25 protein-coding genes and 3 pseudogenes are annotated in these 26,049 nt (G+C 62.9%); 11 read left to right on the top strand and 17 right to left on the bottom strand.

Annotated elements, in window-relative coordinates; genetic code table 11:
* Together trpA and trpB are read right to left on the bottom strand one after the other, a co-directional pair.
* Positions 1-118, bottom strand: a pseudogene (gene trpA, locus JYP46_RS19090) (tryptophan synthase subunit alpha); the annotation flags it as partial.
* Between the two features lie 48 nt (positions 119-166).
* Positions 167-1,387, bottom strand: coding sequence for a tryptophan synthase subunit beta (trpB, locus tag JYP46_RS19085; protein WP_206548993.1), 1,221 nt, complete (start codon positions 1,385-1,387; stop codon positions 167-169).
* Between the two features lie 207 nt (positions 1,388-1,594).
* Here trpB and JYP46_RS19080 point away from each other — a divergent pair, with 207 nt between their 5' ends.
* The 6 genes from JYP46_RS19080 to JYP46_RS19055 all read left to right on the top strand — a co-directional run bounded on the left by JYP46_RS19080 (position 1,595) and on the right by JYP46_RS19055 (position 8,337).
* Positions 1,595-2,578: a helix-turn-helix transcriptional regulator gene (locus tag JYP46_RS19080; RefSeq protein ID WP_210346640.1), complete on the top strand. Its 984-nt coding sequence runs from the start codon at positions 1,595-1,597 to the stop codon at positions 2,576-2,578.
* Between the two features lie 200 nt (positions 2,579-2,778).
* Positions 2,779-4,224 carry an FGGY family carbohydrate kinase gene (locus JYP46_RS19075; protein WP_206548992.1) on the top strand — a complete coding sequence of 482 codons (1,446 nt, stop codon included), beginning with the start codon at positions 2,779-2,781 and terminating at the stop codon, positions 4,222-4,224.
* Positions 4,225-4,264: 40 nt separating this feature from the next.
* A complete protein-coding gene (locus tag JYP46_RS19070) occupies positions 4,265-5,179 on the top strand; it encodes a sugar ABC transporter substrate-binding protein (protein ID WP_244974886.1) in 915 nt (304 codons plus the stop codon).
* Between the two features lie 11 nt (positions 5,180-5,190).
* A complete protein-coding gene (locus tag JYP46_RS19065; RefSeq protein WP_206548990.1) occupies positions 5,191-6,711 on the top strand; it encodes a sugar ABC transporter ATP-binding protein in 1,521 nt (506 codons plus the stop codon).
* Positions 6,708-7,637, top strand: a complete 930-nt coding sequence (locus JYP46_RS19060) for an ABC transporter permease (protein ID WP_113156980.1) — start codon at positions 6,708-6,710, stop codon at positions 7,635-7,637. The genes JYP46_RS19065 and JYP46_RS19060 overlap by 4 nt, the downstream gene beginning before the upstream one ends.
* A 4-nt stretch (positions 7,638-7,641) precedes the next feature.
* Entirely contained in the window at positions 7,642-8,337 is a 696-nt protein-coding gene (locus JYP46_RS19055) for a GntR family transcriptional regulator (protein ID WP_206548989.1), read from the top strand.
* Positions 8,338-8,389: 52 nt separating this feature from the next.
* Here JYP46_RS19055 and JYP46_RS19050 read toward each other — a convergent pair whose 3' ends face one another.
* From JYP46_RS19050 to JYP46_RS22140, 3 genes are all read right to left on the bottom strand, one after another.
* Positions 8,390-8,917 (bottom strand): hypothetical protein, encoded by a 528-nt coding sequence (locus tag JYP46_RS19050; protein ID WP_206548988.1) that lies wholly within the window; start codon positions 8,915-8,917, stop codon positions 8,390-8,392.
* Between the two features lie 44 nt (positions 8,918-8,961).
* Positions 8,962-9,747, bottom strand: a complete 786-nt coding sequence (locus JYP46_RS19045; RefSeq protein WP_206548987.1) for an SH3 domain-containing protein — start codon at positions 9,745-9,747, stop codon at positions 8,962-8,964.
* A 98-nt stretch (positions 9,748-9,845) separates the two neighbouring features.
* A complete protein-coding gene (locus JYP46_RS22140) occupies positions 9,846-10,838 on the bottom strand; it encodes a helix-turn-helix transcriptional regulator (RefSeq protein WP_222474297.1) in 993 nt (330 codons plus the stop codon).
* Positions 10,839-11,520: 682 nt separating this feature from the next.
* On the opposite strand from JYP46_RS22140, the gene JYP46_RS19035 reads away from it, so the two are divergent.
* The gene (locus JYP46_RS19035) at positions 11,521-12,450 is read left to right on the top strand and encodes a mechanosensitive ion channel family protein (protein WP_206546407.1); all 930 of its coding nucleotides are present in this window, start codon (positions 11,521-11,523) and stop codon (positions 12,448-12,450) included.
* A 115-nt stretch (positions 12,451-12,565) separates the two neighbouring features.
* Here the strand turns inward: JYP46_RS19035 and JYP46_RS22400 are convergent.
* From JYP46_RS22400 to JYP46_RS19020, 4 genes and pseudogenes are all read right to left on the bottom strand, one after another.
* Positions 12,566-12,706, bottom strand: a pseudogene (locus JYP46_RS22400) (YegP family protein); the annotation flags it as partial.
* 33 nt (positions 12,707-12,739) lie between these two features.
* Positions 12,740-12,901, bottom strand: a pseudogene (locus JYP46_RS22395) (YegP family protein); the annotation flags it as partial.
* Positions 12,902-13,013: 112 nt separating this feature from the next.
* Positions 13,014-13,598, bottom strand: coding sequence for an NAD(P)H-dependent oxidoreductase (locus JYP46_RS19025; protein WP_206548985.1), 585 nt, complete (start codon positions 13,596-13,598; stop codon positions 13,014-13,016).
* 7 nt (positions 13,599-13,605) lie between these two features.
* Positions 13,606-13,992: a hypothetical protein gene (locus JYP46_RS19020; RefSeq protein ID WP_206546410.1), complete on the bottom strand. Its 387-nt coding sequence runs from the start codon at positions 13,990-13,992 to the stop codon at positions 13,606-13,608.
* A 157-nt stretch (positions 13,993-14,149) separates the two neighbouring features.
* On the opposite strand from JYP46_RS19020, the gene JYP46_RS19015 reads away from it, so the two are divergent.
* Both JYP46_RS19015 and JYP46_RS19010 read left to right on the top strand, forming a co-directional pair.
* Positions 14,150-14,482 carry a c-type cytochrome gene (locus JYP46_RS19015; protein ID WP_113156989.1) on the top strand — a complete coding sequence of 111 codons (333 nt, stop codon included), beginning with the start codon at positions 14,150-14,152 and terminating at the stop codon, positions 14,480-14,482.
* A gap of 25 nt (positions 14,483-14,507) precedes the next feature.
* Positions 14,508-15,350, top strand: coding sequence for a universal stress protein (locus JYP46_RS19010; protein WP_206546411.1), 843 nt, complete (start codon positions 14,508-14,510; stop codon positions 15,348-15,350).
* A 141-nt stretch (positions 15,351-15,491) separates the two neighbouring features.
* Here JYP46_RS19010 and JYP46_RS19005 read toward each other — a convergent pair whose 3' ends face one another.
* Genes JYP46_RS19005 through JYP46_RS18995 form a run of 3 tightly spaced genes read right to left on the bottom strand, consistent with a single transcriptional unit; the run spans position 15,492 to position 19,880 of the window.
* Positions 15,492-18,701, bottom strand: coding sequence for an efflux RND transporter permease subunit (locus JYP46_RS19005; RefSeq protein ID WP_206548984.1), 3,210 nt, complete (start codon positions 18,699-18,701; stop codon positions 15,492-15,494).
* Positions 18,698-19,660: an efflux RND transporter periplasmic adaptor subunit gene (locus JYP46_RS19000; protein ID WP_113156992.1), complete on the bottom strand. Its 963-nt coding sequence runs from the start codon at positions 19,658-19,660 to the stop codon at positions 18,698-18,700. The genes JYP46_RS19005 and JYP46_RS19000 overlap by 4 nt, the downstream gene beginning before the upstream one ends.
* A gap of 19 nt (positions 19,661-19,679) precedes the next feature.
* Positions 19,680-19,880 carry a YgaP family membrane protein gene (locus tag JYP46_RS18995; RefSeq protein WP_113156993.1) on the bottom strand — a complete coding sequence of 67 codons (201 nt, stop codon included), beginning with the start codon at positions 19,878-19,880 and terminating at the stop codon, positions 19,680-19,682.
* 181 nt (positions 19,881-20,061) lie between these two features.
* On the opposite strand from JYP46_RS18995, the gene JYP46_RS18990 reads away from it, so the two are divergent.
* Positions 20,062-20,376 carry an ArsR/SmtB family transcription factor gene (locus JYP46_RS18990; RefSeq protein WP_113156994.1) on the top strand — a complete coding sequence of 105 codons (315 nt, stop codon included), beginning with the start codon at positions 20,062-20,064 and terminating at the stop codon, positions 20,374-20,376.
* Here the strand turns inward: JYP46_RS18990 and JYP46_RS18985 are convergent.
* Positions 20,352-21,275, bottom strand: a complete 924-nt coding sequence (locus JYP46_RS18985) for a DMT family transporter (RefSeq protein ID WP_206548983.1) — start codon at positions 21,273-21,275, stop codon at positions 20,352-20,354. The two genes, JYP46_RS18990 and JYP46_RS18985, sit on opposite strands and share 25 nt — an antisense overlap.
* A gap of 99 nt (positions 21,276-21,374) precedes the next feature.
* A complete protein-coding gene (locus JYP46_RS18980) occupies positions 21,375-22,478 on the bottom strand; it encodes a saccharopine dehydrogenase family protein (protein WP_113156996.1) in 1,104 nt (367 codons plus the stop codon).
* 123 nt (positions 22,479-22,601) lie between these two features.
* On the opposite strand from JYP46_RS18980, the gene JYP46_RS18975 reads away from it, so the two are divergent.
* The gene (locus JYP46_RS18975; RefSeq protein ID WP_113156997.1) at positions 22,602-23,033 is read left to right on the top strand and encodes an Lrp/AsnC family transcriptional regulator; all 432 of its coding nucleotides are present in this window, start codon (positions 22,602-22,604) and stop codon (positions 23,031-23,033) included.
* 59 nt (positions 23,034-23,092) lie between these two features.
* On the opposite strand, the gene JYP46_RS18970 is transcribed toward JYP46_RS18975, so the two are convergent.
* The 3 genes from JYP46_RS18970 to JYP46_RS18960 all read right to left on the bottom strand — a co-directional run bounded on the left by JYP46_RS18970 (position 23,093) and on the right by JYP46_RS18960 (position 26,028).
* The gene (locus JYP46_RS18970; protein ID WP_113156998.1) at positions 23,093-23,899 is read right to left on the bottom strand and encodes an ABC transporter permease; all 807 of its coding nucleotides are present in this window, start codon (positions 23,897-23,899) and stop codon (positions 23,093-23,095) included.
* A gap of 190 nt (positions 23,900-24,089) precedes the next feature.
* The gene (locus JYP46_RS18965) at positions 24,090-24,971 is read right to left on the bottom strand and encodes an ABC transporter permease (protein WP_113156999.1); all 882 of its coding nucleotides are present in this window, start codon (positions 24,969-24,971) and stop codon (positions 24,090-24,092) included.
* On the bottom strand, positions 24,964-26,028 hold the full coding sequence (locus tag JYP46_RS18960; RefSeq protein WP_113157000.1) for an ABC transporter ATP-binding protein: 1,065 nt from the start codon (positions 26,026-26,028) through the stop codon (positions 24,964-24,966). The genes JYP46_RS18965 and JYP46_RS18960 overlap by 8 nt, the downstream gene beginning before the upstream one ends.
* Positions 26,029-26,049 lie beyond the last annotated feature (21 nt).

Raw genomic sequence — 26,049 nt, 5'->3', positions numbered from 1 at the left:
CCTTCATGATCGACAGCGCGGTCTCATAGTCCGGGTCGCCGCCCATGAAATAGGTCACGAGCGCGGGACGGTTCTCTTCCTTCAGCCGCGCAAAGCGGCGGTCAATGCGGGTGGTCATGGGAGGATGCTTTCTCTTCGGACAGATTGTGGGTTCGGATCCTGCGGCTCAGATCTCCATGCCGAGCATCTTTCCAACGGTATGCACGTCCTTGTCTCCGCGACCGGAGAAATTGACGATCATGATCTGGTCCTTGCCCATGGTCGGCGCGAGCTTGATCGCATGGGCAATCGCATGGGCCGATTCCAGCGCCGGGATGATGCCCTCAAGACGCGTCGTCATCTGGAACGCCTCGATCGCCTCATCGTCCAGAACGGGCGAATAGATCACACGGCCTGAATCCTTCAGCCAGCTGTGCTCCGGCCCGACGCCGGGATAGTCCAGCCCCGCCGACACCGAATGCCCGTCGAGGATCTGCCCGTCATCGTTCTGCAACAGATAGGTGCGGTTGCCATGCAGCACGCCCGGACGGCCAGCCGTCATGGAAGCGCAGTGCTCGTCGCCGTCCAGCCCGTGTCCGCCGGCCTCGACGCCGTGGATCTCCACCTGGCGGTCATCAAGGAAGGGGTGGAACAGGCCGATGGCGTTCGAGCCGCCGCCCACCGCCGCCACGATGGCGTCGGGCAGCCGGCCTTCCAGCTCCTGGATCTGCTCGCGTGCTTCCGTGCCGATCACCGACTGAAGATCGCGCACCAGTTCGGGATAGGGATGCGGGCCTGCCGCCGTGCCGATCAGGTAATAGGTGTCTTCAACATTCGTCACCCAGTCGCGCAGCGCCTCGTTCATGGCGTCTTTCAGCGTGCCATGACCCGAAGAGACCGGCCTCACCTCGGCGCCCAGAAGATGCATGCGGAAGACGTTCGGCTTCTGCCGCTCCACATCGGTCGCGCCCATATAGACCACGCAGGGCAGGCCGAAGCGGGCCGACACGGTGGCCGAGGCCACGCCATGCTGACCGGCCCCGGTCTCGGCGATGATGCGAGTCTTGCCCATGCGCTTGGCGAGCAGGATCTGGCCGAGGCAATTGTTGATCTTGTGCGAGCCGGTGTGGTTCAAATCTTCGCGCTTGAAGTAGATCTTCGCGCCGCCCAGATGCTCGGTCAGGCGTTCTGCGAAATAGAGCGGCGAGGGACGGCCCGTATAGTGACGGCCGAGATATTCGAGTTCGGCCCGAAATGCCGGATCGTCCTTGGCCTCGTTCCAGTGTTTCTCCAGATCGAGGATCAGCGGCATCAGCGTTTCGGCAACGAACCGGCCGCCGAAGATGCCGAACATGCCGTCATCATCCGGGCCAATCCGGAAGGAATTGGGTTCAATGGGTGCAGTCATGCGTGCGCGTCCCCTTGTTGCTTTTCGCCCATTCACACATGGCGGACAGGGACAAGTCAAACACATGTCTCACCGCAAGACTTTCAGCAATTTATTGAAATATCTACCGAAATCACCGTCCGCCGATGTTCGGTTACCCGCGACTTGTCCCTTTCGCGGCTCAGCTTCCAGTGGACAGGATGATCCCGCCTGATATCTTCACGCCCCATGGTGGTGACTGATCTCATCGACGCGTCGCAAAGGCTTGGCCGGGTTCCCGGCCTGCATTCGCTTGACGTTGCGGAGGCCGAGGCCGCCATCGGCGCGCGCTACAGGCCGCATCGCCTTCTGATGCCGTCCGGCGAAGCATCACTCGACTTCCGGCACCATGCCGTCGCGGGCGAGGGGGCTTCTCTCAATCTCCTGCGCTATGGCCCCGACATCGAGGTCGAAGCCGGCATTTTCGACACGTTCTACATGCTGGAGTTCCCGCTTTCCGGCGGGGTGGACATTCTCTATGGGCGCGACCGTGTCGCGTCGCGTCCGGGTCATGGCCTCATCCTGTCTCCCGGGCCTTTCGTGCGCTCCAACTGGCGTCCGGGCACCACGCAGGTGATGTTGCGGCTGGAGCGCGATTTCGTCGAGCGTTCCTGGCAGCGTTACACGGGCGACCCGGTGCGCCGCACACCGTTCTTCAAGCCGGAGATCGACCTCGACACGCCGGTCGGGCGACGGCTGGCGCGTCTCTTCGGGCTCATGGTCGCGGAAGAAATCGAGGCCGCCGACAGCACGGCTCTTTCGCCCATGCCTCTCGTCAATGCGGTTCTGGAAACACTCTTTGCCCATGTGCCCTGCCGCGAGGCAGAGCCTTCGGCTCTCGCCGCCGCCGGTCCGCTGCCGCACTATGTGCTGAGCTTCAAGGCGCTGCTCGACGACCCGTCCGCGCTTCCGCTCACCGTATCGACACTGTGCGAGCGGCTTGAGGTGTCCCAGCGCACGCTGACCACAGGCATGCGACGGTTCACCGGGCTCTCCCCGCATGATTATCTCACCATGCGCCGCATGGAACATGCCCGGCTTCTGCTCGAGCACGGTGATCTGCCGGTCGCCACAATCGCCGCCCGCGTCGGATACGCCCATGCGGGACGGTTCGCCGCCGCCTTTCGGCGTTACTGCGGGCACAGCCCCGCACGCTCCAGAACCCTTTCCTGACGCATTTTCGGAAGCATCTGTCCCATTCGGGAAGCGAAATGCAGCCACGCGCCGCCCCGGCGTTGACACGGGACACGTCCAGACCTGCACTCACGGATCACCGCGCAAGAAAAAACGGGAACTGACCTTGCAAAAAGGCGCGTGCGCGGCGACACGGTGGGCAACATTGTTTTGTCCACTCCGTGAGAGGGAGGGTGGTTTTGAGCCGGGCTGTTCTGGCAATCGATATCGGGTCTTCGGCCCTGAAAGCCGTTCTGTTTTCGCAGGACGGCGCAATGCTTGCCACGCGCTCGGCGGCGATCTCCACCGTCTCCGGTGCAGACCGTTCGCAGACCCAGAACCCGGCAGACTGGTGGGCCGCGCTGGTCAGCGCGCTTGCCGATATGCCACACAGGCCGGATGTCGCGGCGCTGGTTTTCACCGGCTCCATGCAGAACCTGATTGTTCTCTCGCCCGAAGGCGAAGCACTCGCGCCCGCCGCGCTCTATTCCGACCGCCGCCTCGATGAAGTCGAGATTGCCGCGCTCGAAGCCCGCCTGCCGGGCGATTATGCAAAGCGTGTCGGCAACCGTCCGGACCCTGCGCACACGATCTTCAAGCTCATGCGGATTGACCGTTTCGCACCGGATCTTCCGGGCGAACACCGCTTCTTCTTCGGCGCGAAGGATGCCGTCACATTCAGGCTCACGGGCCGGGCCGTGATCGATCCAACCGTTGCCTCCACCACAGGCCTGATGAACATCGCAGAGCGGTGCTGGGATGCCGGACTGCTCGCCACTGCCGGTGTCGAGGCGTCGCGCCTGCCCGAAATCCTCCCGGCCGATGCTATCGTCGGTCCACTGCGCGCGGAAGCTGCCGCAGCGCTCGGCCTTGTCGCGGGCATCCCGGTGTTCAATGGCGCGGGCGATGCCGCGGCCGCCACCTGGGGCGCCGCCGCTGACGAGCCGGGCCGGGCCTACGCCTATCTCGGGACTACCGGCTGGGTCGCAGCCACGCTCACCATGCAGGATGCCGCGCCCCCGCGTGACATCTACACGCTTGCCGATCCGGTCCACCCCGACCGCGCCATCATCATCTCGCCATTTCTGACGGCGGGCGCTGCCATGGACTGGCTCGCCGAAATCACGGGCGAGAGTGTCGAAGCCCTGCTGGAAGCGGCTGCGACGGCGGACGATGCGCGCGCCGCGCCGCTCTTCCTGCCCTATCTCTCCGGCGAGCGCGCTCCATTCGAGGATCAGCGCGTGCGCGGTGCATTCCTTGGCCTCGACCGCACCCATGGCAAGGGCGCAATGGCGCGCGCCGTGCTCGAAGGCGTGGCCTTCGCCATCCGCCACAATCTGGAAACCGCCGGCCTGCCGCCGTCGCCGCTCACCGTCATTGGCGGTGCGGCGCGCGATGCGCTCCAGCGGCGCACGCTCGCCGGTGTTCTGAAGCGCGAGATCGCCTTTCCCGATGCAAGTCAGGAGATGACGGCGCTGGGCGCGCTGCGCATGATCGCCGCAAAGGCCGGTCTCTCGCTTGCCGCCATGGATGCGCCGCCCGTTCTCGCGCCTGATACAACCAATACCGAACGCTGCGACAGCCGCTATGAGGCCTATCTCGCAGCATCCCGTTTCGCGCGGGAACAGGCCCGCCTGCTGACGTAAACGAAAGAAACGAAAACCGTTCAACGGATCGGAGGAAATGATGAAACGCCTGCTTCTCACCACAGCCGCACTGGCCGGTCTCGCTCACGCAACTACGGCCAATGCCGAGGACATCGCGGTGCTGACGCCCTATTTGAGCTCCGTTGCCACCAATGAAATGGTCGAGACCTTCACGAAGGAATCGCAGGCGAAGGGCTGGACGGTCAATGTGGTCGACACGCGCGGCGACTTTCAGCAGCTCGCAAGCCGTGTGGAAGACGTCACCAATGCAGGCGCGGACGCCATCGTGCTGGTCAGCGTCGATCCCAACCAGATCGGCGATCAGGTTGCAGCCGCAGCCGGCAAGAGCATTCCCGTTTTCGTGCTGGACGGCGCGCTTGCCGATGGCGTGACCGCCAACATCACCACCGACAATTTCGCACTTGGCACCATCCTCTCGGACTATCTGTTCGAGGCGCTGGGCGGTGAAGGCAAAATCGTCAAATTCTTCCACTCTGCGCATCCGGGCGTTCGCCAGCGTGAGCTGGCGCTGGATGAAGCGCTGAAGAAGGATCCGGATTTCGAGGTCATTGCCGAGCATTACGTGCAGGTGCCGGGCCCCATCGACAATGCGCGCCAAGCCATGGAGACCTTCATTCGCCAGTATGGCGAGGAGATCGACGGCGTCTGGGCCGCCTGGGATGAGCCTGCCGTTGGCGCGCTGCTCGCCATCCAGAGCGACATGCCCGATGCAGACATCGTCATCGCCGGCATTGACGGCAACCCGCAGGCGATCGACCTGATCGAACAGTGCACCAACCTCGCCGCCACGGTGCGGCAGGATTTTCCGGGCATTGCGAGCGCCGCAGTCGGTGAGATAGAAACCGTTCTGGGCGGCGGCGAACCTTCCTCCCGCGAGATTTTCGTGGAGGCCAAGGTGATCGACCGCGAAACGCTCGGCTCAAACTGCGAGTAAAACCCGCAAAGATGCTGGAGATCGCAGGGCTCACGAAACGGTTTGGCGGCGTCACGGCGCTCGATGGCGTGCACCTCGACGTCGCCGCCGGCCGTGTGCATGCCCTTCTGGGGGAGAACGGGGCCGGCAAGTCCACCCTGCTCAAATGCCTCTCCGGCGTGCACCGGGCGGATGCCGGTGCAATGCGCCTTTCCGGCAGGGATTTTGAGCCTGCCAGTCCCCGCGCGGCGGAAGCCGCCGGTCTGCGCTCCGTGCATCAGGAACTCAATCTCGTTCCCGGCTTCACACCCTATGAAAACGCCTATGTGGGCCGGGCCTATCCCCGCCGTTTCGGCCGCGTCGACTGGAAGGCGATGCGCACGCGCTTCGCGGCCCTGCGGGACCGTTACAGTCTCGACCTGGATATCGACGCGCCGGTTGGTCGCCTCTCGGTTGCCAAATGCCAGATCGTCGAGATCCTGCGCGCGCTGATGGACGATGCGCAGGTGCTGATCCTGGACGAGCCCACCGCCTCGCTGAGCGAGGATGAAGCGACCGTCCTGCGCCGCATCGTGCGCGATCTGGCCGATCAGGGCTGCGCCATCATCTTCGTGTCGCACCGGCTTGACGAGGTGTTCGCGCTGGCCGATGACTACACGGTGCTGCGCAATGGCCGATCTGTCGGCAGCGGGCGGATCGCCGACACCTCGCGCGACGGGATCGTCGCGCTCATGGCGGGCGAGGCGTTTCGCCATGAGCGCCATGGCGATGCGCGCGCGCCGGGTGAACCCGTTCTGGAGCTCTCGAATCTTCGCGCGGGCTCCGGGCGGTCGCCCATCGATCTGACCGTGCGCGCCGGCGAGATCGTCGGGCTCTACGGCGTGGTCGGCAGCGGGCGCTCAAGCCTGTTGCAGGCGATCTGGGGGGCGGCCGGACAGGCGCAGGGCCATATCGCGCTCGAAGGAGCATTGCTCCCACCATCCGGCATTGAAAGCCGCAAACGCGCCGGCGTCGCCTATGTCTGCGAAGACAGGCGCAACACCGGTCTCGTCATGCACCATTCCATTCTCGACAATGCCGTCCTGCCGCATCTGGAGCGGCATCGCGCGATGGAAGCCCTGCCGGTTGTTTCCTGGCGGCGGGCGCGGGCCGGCGTTCGCTCCGCGCTTGAAGGGCTCAGCGTCAAATATGGCGGCCTCGGTGACCGCATCTCCACCCTGTCGGGCGGCAATCAGCAGAAAATCATGATAGGCCGCTGGTTCGATCCGTCGCTGAAACTGTTCCTGCTCGATGAGCCGACGCGCGGCGTGGATGTGCGTTCCAAGGCCGAAATCCATGCACTGTGCAATCGCCTTGCGGGCGAGGGCGCGGCCGTTCTCTTCGCCACCAGCGATCTTGAAGAACTCCTGATGCTCGCAAGCCGCGTCGTGGTCATGGCGCAGGGGGCCGTCACGCTCGATGCGCCCAACAGCGCCGTCACGCGCCAGTCCGTCATCGACGCCACCTTCCATGCCCCGCCGCCTGCGCCTTCCCAGCCGGAGACACGACCTTGAGCTTTTCCGCCCGCTACGGAACCCTGATCGGCCTTCTGGCCATCGTCGCCCTGTTTGCAGCGCTGTCGCCGGAGGCATTCGCCAAGGGCTCGAACCTCATCAACATCACCCAGCAGATGTCCCTTCTGGCCATCGTTGCGCTGGGGGCCACATTCGTCATGTCGCTGTCGGAATTCGATCTTTCGGTCGGCGCGGTGGTTTCCATGGCGGGCATTGTTTCCGTCACGCTGTTCGGGGCGGGGTGGGGCATCGTGCCGGTCATGCTGGTCACGCTCATTGCGGGTTTCGCCGTCGGCGCAGTCAGCGGGCTCGCCATCGCCACCTATCGCATGCCCAGCTTCATCGTCACGCTTGCCATGGGCACCATTGTCGGCGGCATCACCTACTGGATCAGCGATGGCGCAACGCTCTTCGGAAACATTCCGGTGGGCTTCCGCGATCTGGGCCGCGGCTATCTCGCCGGCATTCCCGTTCTGACCCTCTGGGCGCTCGCGGCAACACTGTTTGCGGCCTTCATCCTCGACCACACGGAGCTTGGCCGCCGCATCCTCGCCATTGGCGGCAACCGCGAGGCCGCGCGCCTGACCGGCGTGCGCATCGTGCCCAACAGTGTGTGGGCCTTCGGCCTGTGCACGCTTTTTGCCGCCCTTGCGGGCCTGCTTCTCACCGCGCGCCTTGGCAGCGCCCATCCGACCGGCGGCAACGGTTTCCTGCTTCAGGCCTATGCGGCTGTATTCCTCGGCATGACCGCCTTCCGCGACGGGCAGGCGAATGCGCTCGGCACGCTTCTGGGCGCGGCGATCATCGCCGTGGTCGCCAATGGTCTCACCATTCTCGGTGTGCCGAACTACCTGCAGGACATCTTCACCGGCTTGATCATCATCGGCGCTGTGCTGGTGCGCAACATCGGCGGCAGGACGGCCTGAGCGCATGGGTGCGGATCACGCCTATCAGCGTCTCGCCAACCGGCTCATCAGCGAGCTGACCGGCGGTCTGTGGCGCAATGGCGATCCGCTGCCATCGGAAAACGCGCTGGCCACGGCCTATGCCGTCTCACGGCGCACCGTGCGTCAGGCGCTGGAGCTTCTCCAGCGCGAGGGCTTCGTTTCCAAAGGGCAGGGGCGCAGCACGGTCTACCGTGAACGCGCCATCGGGCGCAGCAGCGAAAAGCTGGTGGATTTCCCCACCGCTGCGCGCGAAGCGGGCTTTCGCCCCTCCACACGGCTCGTCTCCACCGCGCGTCGTCAGGCATGCCTGTCAGCCGCCCACGCGCTGAACCTTCCGCTTGGAAGCGAGGTGTTCGAGATCCGGCGGGTGCGCCTACTGGAGGGCCGTCCGGTGGTTCACCAGACCTCGCTTCTGCCCGCGGCTCTGGCCCGGCGGCTGGACGTTGCCAAACTCGCGGACACGTCGCTCTACACCATGCTTCGCACGGCGCTTGCAGGCGAGATATTCCTCGCCCGCGAACATGTTTCGCTGCTCACGGCCTCGGCGGAAGAGGCCGAAGCGCTATCGATCCCACAGGCCTCGCCGCTGCTTCGGGTACAGCGCGTCGTGGTCGACAAAGATGGAACGCCGGTCGAATATTCCAACTCGGCGCTGCAGGATTCCTTTTTCCGCTTCTAAAGCATTTCCGCTTTTTCCGGAATTGCTCCAGGCACTCACGCGCGGAGCACTGCTATTGCGCATGGAGCGCCGTGTCGAACCTGCCCGACACCTTCACGCATTTGCTCGTATCCGCTTCGGAAAACGGCCCGTCCTTGCGGCAGATGGATGTGTCGAAACTCCCTGTCACACGCGCTTCGCCATCAAGGCTGAGACTGTCGAGCGTGATGCCGGCATGCCCCGCATTTTCGTCACTGATATAGAAGGGGCTGTCCATCCCTTCCGGCCACCAGCTGATGCTGCCGGTGATCATCTGCGCCGTGGCGTCCGTTCCCAGCGCCGTAAAGTCGATCACCAGCATGTTGTTGAGGCGTGACTCTGCTTGCGGGTCCATTGCCTGAACCGAGACAGTCACGGAGGGGCCAACAGGCACGAAGGTCGCCATGGCCGAGCCTTCGGAGGGGAACGCCAGTGTCTCGCCCGTATATCCGGTTCCATCGATCGTTGCCGTCACGCTGCCGATCGTTTCGCCTTCCAGCGCCATGGCGGGGAATGTAACGAGCGAACCTGCCAGCAAGAGAAGGCGCAGAGTGGGCTTCATGTAAGTGCTCCTGGGTTGTTCAGGGAAAGGTGAGGGGACCGGAATCACGGGAAATCCCAGTCCTTGTGGCTGATGCGGAAAATGCGCGGTGTACCGTCCGGCTGATCGGGATCAATACGCAGGGCGTATTCGGTGCGCTGCGCCCGCCCGAAATTCACACAGTCCACAATGACGGTGATCATGCCGCGATACATGGGCTGCGTGGGATGGCGACGCGGCTCTTCGCATGCGCCGTCGAAATCCTGAGCGCCATAAATGGGGTCGGCCCCCGCAGCGCCGGATATGAAGCGCTGCACGATGGCTTTCTGGAAGAACCGCCCGGCCCCCGTGCGCGTGTAAAGCTCGGTTCGAATACCCTGATCCTCAAGCGAACGCAGTTCGTACAGCGCGCGCACCAGCCCTTCCGATCTGGCGATCAGGTCGCCGCCAGGCTCCACGGAAACGCGTTTGGCCGGCTTTTGTGGTTTTGCTGGCTGTCCAAAATCAGGCCGCAGATAGTTCGCATTGACCCATCCCGCCCGGATCAGAGCGCGATCCTGCATCAGGCACCAGCGCGGCGGCAACGCCCGGCGCTGCGCTTCGCTCATGCGCTGAAAATGTGCCGGCGGGATGTATGGAACGCATGTGACCTGTTTCAGGCCGCCTTCATTGCTGCGGAAACGCTCAATCACCGCATAGCGTGTGCCCGGGCCCATGCGCGCGTTGAGCGCGTCATTTCTGGAGACGCCAACCACCCGCCAGCTATCGGGCCCATGCCCGTCGATTTCAGCCGAAGCCGGGGCCGACATTGCTGTCAGCGCAAACAGAAACCCCGCGATCAGTTTTCTCATTCCATCGTGCCTTTGCTTCGTTTTCGCCCGCCGGCGCGCTTCGGCCGGGCAGGGCGAAAGAAGCGGCGATAAAGACAAAAGGAAATAGTGCAGATGCACTACGGTCTTGCGCCCGGGGCTTTCGGTGTGTCCGGAGCGGTGAACTGGCCAAAGGTCGCCAGGTGCAGTTGCACCAGCTCTGTCCGGCTGGCGACGTGCAGTTTTTCAAAGATGTTGGCGATGTGGTTGCGCACCGTGGAAGGGGCGATGGCCAGCTCCGTCGCGATTTCCCGAAAAGTCAGCCCGGTCACGTAGGAACGCACGATCTCCATTTCGCGAGGGGTCAGGCGCGCAAATGCGCCAAGTGGTGTGAGCCGCACGAGATAATGCGCACCCCGGCGCTCGGCGCTGGCAAGAAGCGCCGTGCCCTGCCAGGCGCCGGTCTGCACAAGCCCCTCCCACATCCCATGCGGCAAGCGGTTGGAAAGCGCCCCTTCTTCGCGCGCCAGCTCCGAAAACCGGTCGAGGCCCACCAGAATCCAGCCGCCCCGATCCACAAGGCCGATGGCTTCGCTCTCGCGGCCGTGACGCATGAGCGAGGATTGCCGGTTGATGCGAAGCGCTGCAGAGAGATGCGGCACGATCACGTTCTTCATCATCCGGGAGGCGTCGCAGAAGACGTTTGTTCTGGCTTCGGAACACAGGCCCACAAAGCTGACATAGCCATCCAGAGGCTCGGCCGAGATCGTCGCCATCATCTGCCGCGCTCCAAAGCGCCGCCAGTGATCATTATAGGCGATGCTGTCCCGATAATTCCGGATATCGTCGAAACGGGCGGCTTTTCCCAATTGCCCCAGCGTGATGTCGCAAAAGGCATCCTGATCGGCCACCTGCGACCAATCATGCAATATTGCGGGAGACTGCTCATAGGTAACCAGATCCGTCACGTCGCGGCTTTCAGCCGCTCCGCCGCCCCAGACCGCGAAATCGAAATCGATTAGCTTTGTGAGCCGCTCCAGCGTACGAAGCCGAAATGCCTCGGGATGGCAGTCGGCCGCGTCCGAATAGAGTTCGAGCAGGAAATCGGAAGTGGAGGCAAGCCGGTCGTTCATGCCAGTGAAGCGTGGTTTTCAGCGAGTGAAATGAATGAAGTGAATCTGCATTTTCCTTACGTAAGGGCAATAGAAAATTTCAGATTCAAGAAATTTGTCAATCAACCACAATTCATGGAAATTAATCAGACGGGAAATGCCAATAAAAACCAAACAAATGGCTCCATTCATAAGCGAATGTCTCATTTGAGCGATGGTTTCTGATTATTATTGGATTCTGAGCTTGAAAACCAAATTTTTATAATTAAATCAAAACCATGCTTATGAATCTGAAAAACGCGACGATCAGGTGCGCCCGGGAAACTCATGTTTCTCCCGGGGCGGTGTGTCGTTGAGATAAGCATAAGTTCTCTTCCGTCCCGGGTGCCAGCCAGAGCATCGATCCAAAAAGTGGAAGCCGGTTTTCGGTTTCCTCCGATGCTCCATCGAAACTCTGGACCGTCTTTGGTGCGTCCGAATGGGTGCACGGCGATCCAAGTGCCTGGAAGAGATCACCAATGTCGAGAAAAATTCAGCCTCTGGTTTGCGCGCATTGCGGAAGCCTGTCTCCGCGCGCCGCTTCGCGGTGCCTTCACTGCCTGAGCCCCATTCGCCCGGACGATCAACCGGTCAAACTGCCTGCGCGCCCGCGCGAGCGCCCCGGTCGCGGCTTCCGCCATGTCGACCTGGAGGTGAGCCTGATATGAGTGCGATCCGCAAAACCTTCCTGCGCATACTCTGGCCGCTGCTTTGCACCGGGCTCGCCATTGCCGCCTATATGCTGCACCAGCCGGTCATGGAGTGGCTGGAACTGGGCATCCCGCCCAAACCCATTCGCGTGCTGACAGGCGCTGTCGCCTATTTTTCGGCGGCGTGGCTGGGCGGGCGTCTTGTCGCCATGGCGCTGGAGCGGGCCGGGCGAAAGCGCCGTCAGGTGCCGAAGCTTCTGCCGGAGCTGATCTCGGCTGCCCTGTTCCTGGCCGCGACGCTGGCGACGGTGATGCTGGTGATCGGACAGAGCTGGAGCGGCGCGCTGGCCGGTTCCGGGCTTATCATCGCAATTCTGGGCTTCGCGCTGCGCAGCACACTGGCGGATGTCTTTGCCGGCATCGCGGTGGGCATCGAAGCGCCGTATCGCATAGGCGACTGGGTTTCCATCGACGACCAGACGCGCGGGCGGGTGATCGAGATCGGCTGGCGCACCACGCGCCTGTTCACCCGCAACGACACCTATGTGATCCTGCCCAACAGTCAGATCGCACGGCAGAAGCTCACCAACTACAGCGCTCCGAACCGGAAATACCGGACGCAGGTGGAAGTGGTGCTGTCTCACGCCTTTGCTGTCAGCGATGCGCGCAAGCTTCTGGCCGAGGCCGCCAGCCGTTCACCGATCATCGTTCAGACGCCGGCGCCGGACGTTCGGGTCGCGTCATACGATCCGGAAGGCATTCGCTATAATGTGCGGTTCTGGGTGCCCAGCTTCGCCGATGACATCGACTGCCGGGATGCGATCTTCGCCGAGATCGATGCGGCCCTGCGCAATTCAGGCCTGCCGCTGCCCGTGCCGGGGATACGCATTCTGAATGGTGGAGCGGAGGCGACCTCCACTCCACGCAAGGTCATGGAGCACTAAAGGGAAAGCCGGGCTTGGAGCGTTTCCGCTTTTCGTTGAATCGCGAAAACGCCCTACTCATTGTTTTTACGCAATTCCGGTCGGAAAACCGGTTCCCACTTTTCCTGGAATTGCTCTAGGCCGACAGATCTTCCAGCTTGGCGTCCGGGGCGTTGTTCTTCACGGACTGGATGCCGTTCTCGCGCGCGCTTTCGCTGCTGTAGGATTCGCTCGTGCCGATCACCTGGCCATTGGAGGCCTTCAGGTTGAACATGGGCTTGCCCGAAGAAGTATCCTTGCGCTCGTAGCGCTCGTCCTTGGGAGAATTGGTGCGAACGGACTCGATGCCGTTCTCCGCGCTCGACTTCTGCTTGTAGCCTTCACTGGCCAGAATGATCTCGCCATTGCCGGCTTTCAGGCGAAACCTGAATTCACCCGCCTTGTCCTTGTAGAGTTCGAACTTTCCCGCCATTGCGGATGCCCTCCTGATGATGATGCGTCGTCACGTCTGGATCCGTGAATCCATATGCGCAAGATGCTTTGTTATGCCGGGTCTGTCACCCCGGCCGGTGTGGATTTCACAACTAGAGAGCACTCTTGCCCAGCACGCGGACCTCTTCGATCCAGCTTTTGCGCTTTTCTTCACCCGCTTCTTCCACTGCGCCGAACAGGGTTTCGCGCACAGGCGAAAAACCGACGAATTTCAGCACGTGGCGGCGAAGGCTGCGCAGGCTGTGCGAGAGGAACCAGAGCCGGTAGATCAGCGCCGGCATGCCCATAGTGACGATAACCCGCGCCGACTTGCCCTTGAGCAGCGTTTCGGGAAACCCCTTCTCCTTGTAGGCAAAGGCAACGCCCGGACGCAGGAGCTGTTCGAGAAAGCCCTTCAGGAGCGCCGGCATCGTACCGAGCCACAGCGGGTAGATGAACACCACATGTTCGGCGGCGGTCACGGCCTCCTGCGCCGGTTTCAGCGCGTCGGGCAGGGCTCCGTGCAGAAAGTCCTGCTGTGACTTCAAAAGCGGGAAGTCCAGCGCCGCCAGATCGATGATTTCGACCACATGCCCGGCCTCCCGCGCCCCTTCCGCATAGGCGGCAGCGAAGGCGCGGCAGAGCCGGTCGGGGCTGGGGTCGGGATGCCCCAGCACGATGGCGATGCGCCGGGTCATCGGGCCGCTAGAGCCGTTCGACCAGCTTCACCTGAAAGGTGTGCATCTGGCCTTCACGGGAGATGGAAACATATTCGCCCTGCCGGAAGCGTTCCTCCCCGAGGCGGAAGCCGATCTCGTCATCGCGCTCGCCTTCCTCATAGTCGAAATACCACTGGCCGCCGGGCTTGCGGCGCAACCGGCCAATCTTGTCCTGCGCGTCCGGTTCAAAGCGGCGCACGCGGCACTGCATCTGGTGCTTCTTCCACTCCACGGGGTCGAGGCGGCCCTCCGTGTCCAGCGGTACGAGCAGATCGTAGCCCTCGTCATGCTCACCCATCGGGTGCCCTTTTTCGCGGGCGAGTTCGAGCCGGACATGGCGAAATTTCGGAGAGAGGTCAGAAACTGTGGTCATGCTGGATCCTTTCGTTCTTCACCACCCTAGAAAGCCGATTCTGAAGGCGCTTTGACAAAGATCAAGTCATTGTTTGCCGCTGTTCCTTGACCCGCATCAAAGTTTGCTATGCTAAAGCTGATAGTTCTTGAATCAATTATGATCCGAAAGGCTGGAAATGCAGAACTTCACGCTCCGCACGGGCGTCTTCGCGGCGCTCTTCGCAGCAGCCTGCGCTCAGGCGATGGCAGACGAAGCTGATGAACTCGTGGCCTATGGCCGGGAGCTGATCGAGACGAACTGCTCCAGTTGCCATGCCGTCGGCGCGACCGATGAGAGCACGCATCCGGAGGCGCCGCCCTTCCGCGAGCTCTCGCAGCGCTATCCGCTGGAGGCGCTGGAAGAGGCGTTTGCAGAAGGCATTGTCGTGGGCCATCCCGACATGCCGGTCTTCATCGCCGAGCCTGACCAGATCGACGCGATCCTGACTTATCTCGCCACGCTCCAGTAGCGCTTTTTTAAGAAGGAGAAGAACCATGGCCGATAAACCGAAATGCATTCTTGTCGGCCTTGAGGCCAGCGAGGGGTTTACCTCCACGCCGGCGCTCGATTATGCGGTGGCGCTTGCCGCCCATCATGGTTCCTGTCTCACGGTATGCGCACTGCCGCCATCCATCTACCTGCCGATCTCGCGCACCGGTGGCGGCCTGGCCAGCATCGTCAAGAAAGAGCTGGACGCACTGGAAGCCACGACGCGCGAAACCGCGAAGGCTGCGGCGCGGCTTGCCGCAGGGGCCGGCGTGGAATGCGTGACCGAGCAGTCGCTTTCGCGGCTTGAGCCACGCAGCGCACGCCTTGCGCGCCTCGCAAGGGTCAACGATCTGTGCGTTCTCGACGCGCCGGGCGAAGGCTCGGATATGAAAAGCGATGTGGTCGAGGATGTGCTGTTCGACAGCGGCCGGCCTGCGCTTCTTGTGCCGCAGGCGGGTGGCAATCCAGCGCCGAAGCGTGTTGCGGTTGCCTGGGACGGCAGCGCCCGTGCGGCGCGTGCGGTGGACGATGCGCTGTCCTTCCTGCAGGAAGCAGAGCAGGTGTTCATCGTTTCGGTGACCGGCGAGAAGGATCTCTCGCGCATGGCGCCGGGGGCTGACCTTGCCGCCTATCTCGTCCGCCACGGGGTCAATGACCCGCAGATTGAAACACTCACCGCCATTGATGGCGATGTCACGGCGCGGCTGAATGCGTTTCTGTCGGCAGAGCAGGTGGAGCTGATGGTGATGGGCGCTTTCGTTCATTCCCGCTTCCGCGAGGCTGTCCTCGGCGGTGTCACCCGCACCATGCTCCAGAGCGCGCCCGCACCGCTTCTGTTAGCGCACTAAAGAAATTCCAGGAAAAGCGGGAACCGGTTTTCCGTCCGGAATTTCGTAAAAACAATGCGTCAGGGGGAGGGGAGAAGTGCCTTCCCCCTGCCAGGCACATCTGCGCCCGCATGAGGGGGAAGGCGAGGGCTTTCGCCGCAATCAGGTGCGCAGCACGCGGTAGATCGCGGGGATAACCAGCACGGTCAGCAGCGTCGAAGACGCCAGACCGAACAGGAGCGAGATCGCCAGACCCTGAAAGATCGGGTCCGCAAGGATCACCGCCGCGCCGATCATCGCCGCAAAGGCGGTGAGCAGGATCGGTTTGAAGCGGATCGCACCGGCTTCGATCAGCACCTCGGTCAGCGGCCGCTCGGGTGACGCCGCATGGCGGATGAAGTCCACCAGCAGGATCGAATTTCGGACGATGATGCCGGCAAGCGCGATGAAACCGATCATCGACGTGGCCGAGAAGGGCGCGCCAAACAGCCAGTGCCCGCCGAGAATGCCGATGAAGGTCAGCGGGATCGGCGTCAGGATCACCAGCGGCACCTTGAACGAGCCGAACTGCGCCACCACCAGAATGTAGATGCCGAGCAGGGCAACCATGAAAGCAGCGCCCATGTCACGGAAGGTGACCCAGGTCACTTCCCACTCGCCATCCCACAGAAGCGTGGGGGTGCTTTCGTCCGAGGGCTGGCCGTTCAGGCTGATGGTCGGCTTTTCGAGCCCCGTCCAGTCCTGCGCATCCAGCGCCTCCTGCACGGCCATCATGCCATAGAGCGGAGCCTCGAAATCGCCGGCCAGTTCTGCCGTCACCATCTCGGCCGCACGGCCATTGTGGCGGAACACCGGATAGGAGGCGCGCTCCTCGGAAATCTGCACGACATCGCCCAGCTCCACCACGCCGCGGCTGCCCGGCAGCACATTGGCGGGGATCGGCGTCGTCAGGAAATCCTCGTCCAGCGTCTTCTCGCCCTTCGGCCGCTCAACACGGATCGGGATCGGCTGTCGGCCTTCGCCGCGATGCGAATAGCCAACGGTCTGGCCGCCATTGAGGATGGCCAGCGTGTCGAACACGTCGCTTTCCTCGACACGGTAGAATTCCGCATCATCGGTCGAGACCGTGGCGCGCAGACGCCGGGCCGGGTCGCCGAAGGAGTTGTCCACGTCCACCACGAAGGGAACAGAGCGGAACGCAGCCTCTACCCGCTCCGCCACCTGGCGGCGCGTTTCGGCATCAGGACCATAGATCTCGGCCAGCAGCGTCGCCATGACCGGCGGGCCGGGCGGCGGCTCAACGACCTTCAGGCTCGTGCCCTCGGGCACCGGCAGCGTGGCAAGACGCTCACGAATGTCGAGCGCGATGTCATGGCTGGCGCGGTCGCGCTCGCCCTTGCCGGTCAGGTTCAGCGCCACGTCGCCCTGTTCAGGGGCAGCACGCAGGAAGTAGTGACGCACCAGCCCGTTGAAGTTGAACGGAGCGGCCGAGCCCGCATGGGTCTGCACCGAGCGCACCTCGGGCAGTTCGAGCACGTTGCGCGCAACCGCCTGGGCAACCGCATCCGTGGCTTCCACGGAAGAGCCCTCGGGCAGGTCGATCAGCACCGCCAGTTCCGACTTGTTGTCGAACGGCAGCAGCTTCACGGTCACGTCCTTGGTGTAGAACAGACCGAGCGAGCCAAGCGTCACGAGACCAACGGCGATGAGGAAGAACCAGCTCCGCCCCTTGGTCTTGAGGATCGGCCGGGCAGCCCAGCTATAGATGCGCCCGAGCGAACCGCCCTGGTGATGACCGTCACCGCCATGTGCAGCGATGGGGGCCTTGCCGGCGGTCTTCATCATCAGCCACGGCGTGACCATGACGGCCACGAAGAAGGAGAAGATCATCGCAGCCGAGGCGTTGGCCGGGATCGGGCTCATATAGGGCCCCATCATACCGGACACGAACAGCATCGGCAGAAGGGCGGCCACCACGGTCAGCGTGGCGACGATGGTCGGGTTGCCCACTTCCGCCACGGCCTCAATGGCCGCGCGGCGGCGGTCGCGCCCGTCACCCATGCCCCAGTGGCGTGCGATGTTCTCGATCACCACGATGGCGTCGTCCACCAGAATGCCGATGGAGAAAATCAGCGCGAACAGCGAGACGCGGTTCAGCGTGTATCCCATCACGCGGGCGGCAAACAGGGTGAGCAGGATGGTGACCGGAATGACGATGGCCACCACGATCGCTTCCCGCCAGCCAATGGCAACCCACACCAGCGCAATGATCGAAATCGTCGCAAGAGCCAGGTGGAACAGCAGCTCATTGGCCTTTTCATTGGCCGTTTCGCCATAATCGCGGGTGATCTCCACGGAGACACTGTCGGGAATGACATTGCCTTCGAGCAGCTCCACACTCTCCAGAATCTGGTGCGCCACGGTCACGGCGTTTGCGCCGGCGCGCTTTGCGACTGCCAGCGTGACGGACGGAACGCGTTCGATTGCGCCATCCTCGCTGCGGGTCACGGTCGAGACCAGCGCTTCGCTGGCGTCCGTCGTGAAGCTCACATCGGCCACATCGCGCACATAGACGGGGCGTCCGTCACGCGCGGTCAGCAGCAGATTGCCGATTTCGGCCGGCGTGCGCAGCGTTTCGCCCGCAACAACGGTGATCTGCTCACCCGCATCGCGCACCTGCCCGACGGGGAAGGCGCGGTTTGCGCCCGACACCTTGCCGGCCAGCTGCTGCAGCGTGATACCATTGAGCGCCAGGCGGCGCGGATCGGGCGCGATGCGGATCACCTCGCCGGTTTCGCCAACCAGATAGGTCAGGCCGACATCCTCGATCTTTGCGATCTCGGTGCGCAGCTCGCGGGCGATCCGGGTCAGATCGGTCGCCGTGGTGCTGTCGGCGGCCTCGGGCTTCGGCGACAGGGTGAGCGAGACGATGGCGACATCGTCGATCCCGCGTCCAACGATCAGCGGTTCGGGAATGCCGACGGGAATGCGGTCCATATTGGCCCGCACCTTGTCGTGCACGCGCAGCACTGCGGCGTCGGACGAGGTGCCGACAACGAAACGCGCGGTGACCATGGTGCGGTCGTCGCCGGTCTGCGAATAGACGTGCTCGACACCGTCAATGCCCTTGACGATGGTTTCCAGCGGCTCGGTCACGAGCTTGACGGCGTCTTCCGCCTTCAGCCCGTTGGCCTGGACGTGGATGTCCACCATGGGAACGGAGATCTGTGGCTCTTCCTCGCGCGGCAGGGTGGCAAGCGCCACCAGCCCGAAGGCGAAAGCCGCGATCAGGAAGAGGGGGGTGAGGGGCGAATTGATGAAGGTGCGCGTCAGCACACCGGCAATACCCAGCTTTTCTGGTGCTTGGTTCATGGCGCGATGACCGTGTCTCCGGCAGCGAGGCCGCTCAGGATTTCAACAAAGTCACCATCGTCGCGGGTAACGGTTTCGCCCGGAACCACCGTGCGTTCGATGGTTGCCCCGCCTGCTTCAACGGTGACGAAATCGATGCCCGAGCGCGTGGTGACGGCAGCGGCGGGAACGAGCAGCGCTTCGCGTTCGCCCACCGGCACACGCACGAGCACACGCGCATCGACAAAGGCAGTGTCGAGGCTTTCCACCTCCACATCGGCGATAACGCGGCCATTCTCGATCTGCGGATAGATCTTGGCGAGACGGCCTTCCACTTCCTGCCCCTGGCTGGTGATGTGAATGGCTGCATCTTCTTCGAGCGCAGCTGCGTGCCGTTCGGGGATTGCAAGACGCAGGAAGAACCCACCGCCGCCAATCGTGGCGATCGGTTCACCGGGCAGAACCACGGCGCCCCTTGTGACGGGAACCGTCAGGATCCGGCCATCGAGCGGCGCAAAGATTGCGCCCTCGGCACCCTGCTGTTCGATCACCGAACGCTGTGCTTCGGTGGCGGCAATCTGGTTGCGGATCACGTCCACCTGCGTGCGCAGCTGGTCGAGCCGCTGGGTGGTAACAACGCCGCGTTCCACCAGTGTCTGGCCGCGGGCGAGTTCTGATTCCGCCGTTTCCATCTGCGCCTCCAGCGCGCGCAGCTGCGCGTCTAGAGCGGCGATCTGGAATGCGATCTTGTCGTCACGGATCGTGCCGATCTGCTGCCCCGAAGTGACATTGTCGCCCTCGCTGACATTCAGTTCGACAACGATGCCGCCGATGCGCGCACGCGCCGGCACCGTATCCCGGGCTTCCACGCGGCCATAGACCGGCTTCCACTCGGTTATCGCAGTTGGCGTCAGGGTGATGTTTTCGGCGAGTGCCGGGCCTGCTGAAAGAAACCCGGCGAGAAGAAGTATGGCGCGCATCGGAGCCTCACTGTGGTGATTAAAACGCGGTGCCGGACTTCACGCCCAGCTTGCGGAACAGGAACGCGGCCGGGCAGAAGCCCGTGAAAGCCGACTGTAGCATGTTCAGGCCGATAAAGACCGTGAACCAGATGAACAGCGGCGAGACCCACATGGTCAGAACCACGGAGAGAAGTATCATGATGCCAGCAAAGGCGAGAACTGCGCGATCGAGTGTCATGGCTATGCCTCCTTGAATATTATGATGTCTTCATATATTAATATACGAGTGAAATGCAAGACCCGATGAATTGAACTTTCCCGCAACGATATGGATCGGATTGTGCAGCAGCCCGCGAGAGCGCTTGACATGACTGCCCGCGCACCCGACATCTGAGATGCTCATAAATTCATGTATTCAGATGAACGAAAACGACATCGCCGCCTTTGAAAGCAAGGCGCGGCAAGCCTCGGACCTCCTCAAGGCCATGGCCAACCAGAACCGGCTCATGATCCTTTGCCACCTGCTCGATGGCGAAGCGAGCGTGAATGCGCTGGCGGAAGCGGTCGGCATGTCCCAGTCGGCCTTATCCCAGCAGCTCGGCAAGTTACGGGCGCTGGGGCTGGTGGAGACGCGGCGAGACGGCCAGCAAATCTATTACAGCCTTGCCGCACAGGAAGTGGAGCAGGTGCTCCAGACCCTCTACGGAATCTACTGCGCGTCCGGCAAGGGCTGAGCCTGCATATCCCTTGCAATGGCCCGCTCGCGGAAAACGATGTAGAGCCCTGCGCCAATGGTGATGGCGATGCCGAGAGCGGCGAGCCCGTTGGGCAGGTCGCGGAAGATCAGCCAGCCGATCACGGTGGCGAAGGGGATCTCCAGATACTGGATCGGCGCCACGGTGGCCGATGGCGCAAAGCGCAGCGACCAGGTCATGAGCAGGTGCCCGAACGTTCCGAAAAAGCCCGATGCGATCAGGAGCAGCGTCTCCCGCAGGTCTGGCTGCACCATGCGCAGTTGCGGCAGGTCGAAGCCGAGATTAATGAACGCGACCGCCGCAAAACCGATGACGGCGTAAATGCCGCTCACCACCTGAAGCGCAATCGGGTCGGCCACGCGCGAGATCTTTCGCGTCACCAGCATGTAGCCTGAGAAGGCAAAGGCGACGACCAGCGGCAGCAAAGCCGGTGCGCCCACGGTCACGAGGTTCGGCTGCACGACCAGAAGCGTGCCGATGAAGCCGACCGTGCAGGCGGCAAGACGCCTTGGGCCAATCGCTTCGCCAAGAAAGAACTTTCCGAAAGCGAGCATGATGAACGGCATGACGAAGGCGATTGCCACGGCGTCGGCCAGCGGCAGATAGCGCAGCGACATGAACATTGCGCCGATGCCGGTGATGTGAAGCGCCGTGCGCAGCACCGTCAGCCGCATGACGTATCCGGGCAGTGCGAGCCGCGTGCCGCTCCACCAGACGATAGGCAGAAGAAAGACCACCTGCGCGGCGAAACGCACGACCAGAAGCTCGAACAGCGGAATGGTCTCGCCCAACAGTTTCGCAATCGAGTCGCCCAGAGGGGCGACCGCGCAGAAACCGATCATCAGGAGGATGCCGACTAGCGGCCGGTCGTTTGTCATCGCGCGAGATTATGGAGAGGTTCTGACCCGCGCAATGTCACATGAGGCCGAAACGGTACGGCCAGCGACCTATTTCGCCGCTGGCCGAAAAATGCCCGATCAGGCCGCTTTTGCCTGCGGGCCGCTGTCCGGCTGATAGGTGCGGCCGAAGCGGTTTGCCAAAAAGTCTTCCAGCGCGATGTCTTCCTGCTGCACGAAGCCTTTTGCGGGAAGTTTGCCATTGGCGAGCAGGTCAAGCACGGTGCAGATGCCGGCTGCCGTCGTCTTCTGGATAGCGCTGCGCGCATGCGGCCCTGCCGGATCGGCGAACACCGAGTTGGCGTAGCTCTCCTGCACCAAACGGCCATTCTTCAGGCCCGTGATCGTCACGAAGATCACCACCACGTCCTGCATGGTGGTCGGCAGTGCGTGCTCGAAGATCTCCTTCAACAGATCGCGGCGCTCGATCAGGCGCAGATCGTTCAGCAGCATCTTCATGATCGAGGCATGACCGGGATAGCGGATCGTGCGGTAGTTGAGATTGCGCACACGTCCCTTGAGCGACTCGCAGATGGAGCCCAGGCCACCGGACGTGTTGAACGCTTCGTAGCGCACGCCGTCCAGCGAGAACTCTTCCAGCCCCTCAAGCGGCGCGACTTCCTTCATTTCGCCATCGACAATGGCCTCGCAGGATTCGCAATACTCGTTGATCACGCCTTCCGGCGACCAGGTGAGATTGTAATTGAGCGCATTGGCCGGAAACTGCGGCAGCGCGCCGACGCGCATCCGAACATCGTGCAGCTCGTCAAAGCGCTTGGCGAGCGAATTGGCGGCGATGGTGATGAAGCCCGGCGCGAGACCGCACTGGGGAATGAAGGCCGTGTCGGCGGTCGCCGCGATCTCCTTCACGCGACGCGTGCTTTTCACATCCTCGGTAAGGTCGAGGTAATGCACACCGGCTTCGGCTGCGGCCTCGGCAATGGGAACGGTCAGATTGTAGGGCGCGGCGTTGAGCAGGGCGAACTTGCCCTTCAGAACGGCAGCCAGCGCCTTCGTGTCGGAAAGGTCGACCTCGACACCCGCAATCTGCGGGTGCTCGGGCAGGGCCGCGAGCTGTTCGGCCGAACGGTCGGCAACGGTGACCGAATAATCGCCCGAGGCGACCAGCATGTCAGCAATGGCAGCGCCGATGCGCCCGGCTCCGGTGACGACGATTTCCTTCATTCCGTTCCCTTTCGATTCTGTAGAATGAGCACCAAGTGTCACCCCGATCTGCGTTGAATCGAAGAGATAAATCGGGTAATTTGACTTATCATTTTAAACATATTGACGATAAGATTGGACAATATGACGGTATCGCAAGCGGATCGTGCGGTGATCGCTCTCCTGCGTGAGAATGCCCGCATGTCGGTGTCGGAAATCGCACGACGGCTCGGGGTCTCGCGCTCCACCGCGCAAAGCCGGCTCGAGCGGCTGGAGCGCAGCGGCACAATCGCCGGCTATGCGGTGCGGCTCTCAGGCGAATATGACGCCGCGCAGATCCGCGCGCATCTTCTGGTAACGGTTTCGCCAAAGCTCTCCGGCGATGTCATCGCAGCCATGGAGAAGATGCCGGCCGTGCGCGCGGTCCATTCCGTCAGCGGCTCGTTCGACATGATCATCGTCGTCGAAGCGCCGTCGGTGGCCGAGCTTGATGCGGTGATCGACACGATTGGCGCACTGAAGGGCGTCGACCGGACAATGAGCTCCATCATCCTGTCGACGCGGATCGATCGTTAGATCGCTGGGCTAGAGCAATTCCGGAAAAAGTGGGCCCCGGTTTTCCGTCCGGAATTGCTCTAATCCGCCGCCATCCGCGCGGCGCTGCGGCGGCGGGCAATCTCATAGGCGATGGCTCCAAGCACCGTGATCGCGATCATGATCAACGCCAGCGCATTCACGGCGGGCGTCAGGCCCGTGCGCACCTTGGTGGCGATGTAGACCGTCAGCGGCGTATCGAAACCGCGCACGAACAGCGTCGTGTTGTAGTTCTCGATGGATTGCAGGATCGCCAGGAAACCGGCTGCGATGAGCGCGGGTTTCAGGAAGGGCAGGAGCACGCGGCGGAACACCATGAATTTCGATGCGCCGAGACCAAGGGCCGCTTCTTCCTGTGTCGGGTCAAAGCGCTGGAGCCGCGCCGTGATCATCAGCATGACATAGCAGATGATGAAGCTCGCCTGCGCCACCACGATCAGAAACACGCCGCCGCCGACGCCGAGCTGCCGCCACAGAACCAGTGTGGCGATGCCGATGACCACGCCGGGCGTGAGCAGCGGCGACACCATGACCGCATACATGAAGCTGCGGGCGCGCGCATGCAGGCTCGTGAGAACAAGCGCTGCCGCCGTGCCGATGGGCAGAACGGTGATCACAACGAAGAAGGCGACGATGAAGGAGGTCCACAGCGACTGCCACATGCCGCTGTCGCTCCACAGCGCATCGAACCATTGAAGCGTCGTGCCGCGCCACGGCGTCACGGTCGGGAAGCGGCTGGTGTTGAATGTGGCGATGCCCATGATCGCAAGCGGTGCGAACAGGTAGAGAAAGAACGCCACCATATAGAAGCCGAACATGGCCCGGGCGATGCGGTCAGCGGCACTCATGCGCGAACCTCCGGGGCTACCCAGAGAGGCTGGCGCTGCCCCTCACCTGCCTGCCGGCATCCTCTCCCCGTAAACGGGGCGAGGAAAGGCTGCGGATATCTCGGCGCGTTTCCTTCTCCCCGTGCGCGGGGAGAAGGTGCCCGAAGGGCGGATGAGGGGCAGCGCCTGCATGGACGAATGAACACCAGACTCATTTCGCCACCTCCGTCAGGCTCACGCGGGCGATGCGCAGCGTGATCAGCACCACTGCAAGGCACAGCACCAGAAGAACCAGCGCATAGGCTGCGCCCCGGTTCCAGTCCCCGCCTTCGAAGAACCAGTTGTAGATGATCTCGGTGAACCAGCGGCTGCCGGGCGCGCCGAGAAGGGCTGGCGCGACATAGCTGCCGGCGGCGAGCATGAAGGTGAAGACACAGCCCGTGGCGATGCCCGCCTTGGCATGCGGGATGACCACCCGCCAATGAATGCGCCAGGTGGATGCGCCAAGATCGCGCGCTGCCTCGATCTGCGATTTGTCGAGAGACTCAATCGCGTTGTAGATCGGAAACAGCATGAACAGGATGTAGGCGTAGGTCATGCCGGCCAGCACGCCGCCATCGCCATACCAGCGCACCGGTTCATCAATGATGCCAAGCGACAGAAGAAAGGCGTTCAGCGGCCCGCGAAACGCAAGCAGGATATACCAGGCAAGCGTACGCAACACCTCGTTGATCCAGAACGGAATGGTCAGCGCGAGAAGCACGATGGCCGTCTGGTTCACCGTCGCGTTCTGGGCAAGCCAGAAGGCCATCGGATAACACACCAGAAAAGTGATGAAAGCGACAAGCGCGCTCGCCCACACGGTCTTGAAGAAGATCGCACGGTGAACACCCTCATTCGCGAGGTAGAGAATGTTGTCGAGCGAATAGACATCATTCGGCCCGCCGAGCTGCGATGGCGGCAGGTTGGGCCGCAGCGCGTAGTCGATCATCATCACATTGGGCGCGAGCACCATGCCGGCGAGCCACGCGCCGACCAGCGCCAGAAACAGCGTGCCAAGCCCCCCGCCAAAACGTCTGTAGAGATCAGACATCGGGCAGCACCACGGCGTTTGCGCTCTCAAAGCCGAAACCGGATTTCTCGCCAATGGCGGGTGCGGCTGCGAGTTCCGTGCTGGCGATGGAGGCAACCAGCGGCATGCCGTCCCCGGCCATGCCGTGCGCGAGCGCAAAAGCGCCCTCGAAATCGATCCGCTCGATGGTGGCGGCCAACCGGTTGGTTCCACCGTTCGGCTTCAGCGCCTCGGGGCGCACATAAAGCTTCGCTGTCGCACCCGCTGAAAGCCCGTCGCCCGCGCGGCCGCTCAGCGTGCCATGGGCGCTCTCCACCGTCGCGATGCCGTTCTCGATGCCTTTCACCGTGCAGGGCAGGGCGTTGGTCTCGCCAACGAAGGTGGCGACGAAAGGCGTGGCCGGATTGTCGTAAAGTTCGCGCGGTGCGCCCACCTGCTGCACCACGCCGGCGCTCATCACCGCAACGCGGTCCGACATGGCGAGCGCCTCGGACTGGTCATGCGTGATGTAGATGAAGGTAACGCCCGTGCGTTTCTGCAGCGCCCGCAGCTCGGCGCGCATGTGCTGGCGCAGCTTGAGATCAAGCGCGGAAAGCGGCTCGTCGAGAAGCAGAACCTGCGGCTCGACCGCGAGCGCGCGCGCAATGGCCACGCGCTGGCGCTGACCGCCGGAAAGCTCGCCCGGCATGCGGTCGCCATAGCCTTCAAGCGCGATCAGTTTCAGAAGCTCGTCGGCCTTTTTGCGCCGCTCGGCCTTTGCGATGCCACGCGCCTCCAGCCCGAAGGCTATGTTTTCCCAGACTGGCATCAGCGGGAAGAGCGCAAGCGACTGGAAGATCATCGCGGTGGGGCGCTGATTGGGCCCCAGCGGGGTCATGTCCCTGTCGCCGATCAGAACGCGGCCTTCGGTCGGCTTCAAAAAGCCGGCGATCACCCGCAGCAGAGTGGTCTTGCCACAGCCGGAGGGGCCGAGAATGGAGAAAAACTCTCCGCCTTCGACCGTGAAGGAGACGTCGTCGACGGCACGGGTCGCCCCGAAAGTAACGCCGACATGATCGAGCTCTACGGAATGTGACATGGTCCCCCGGTTCTGGTGCGC

It is taken from the genome of Nitratireductor aquimarinus, from assembly GCF_017255295.1.
GTDB classification, from domain to species: domain Bacteria; phylum Pseudomonadota; class Alphaproteobacteria; order Rhizobiales; family Rhizobiaceae; genus Nitratireductor; species Nitratireductor aquimarinus.
Note: the sequence above shows the minus strand (reverse complement) of the source record. Positions and strands in the feature narration are given on the sequence as shown.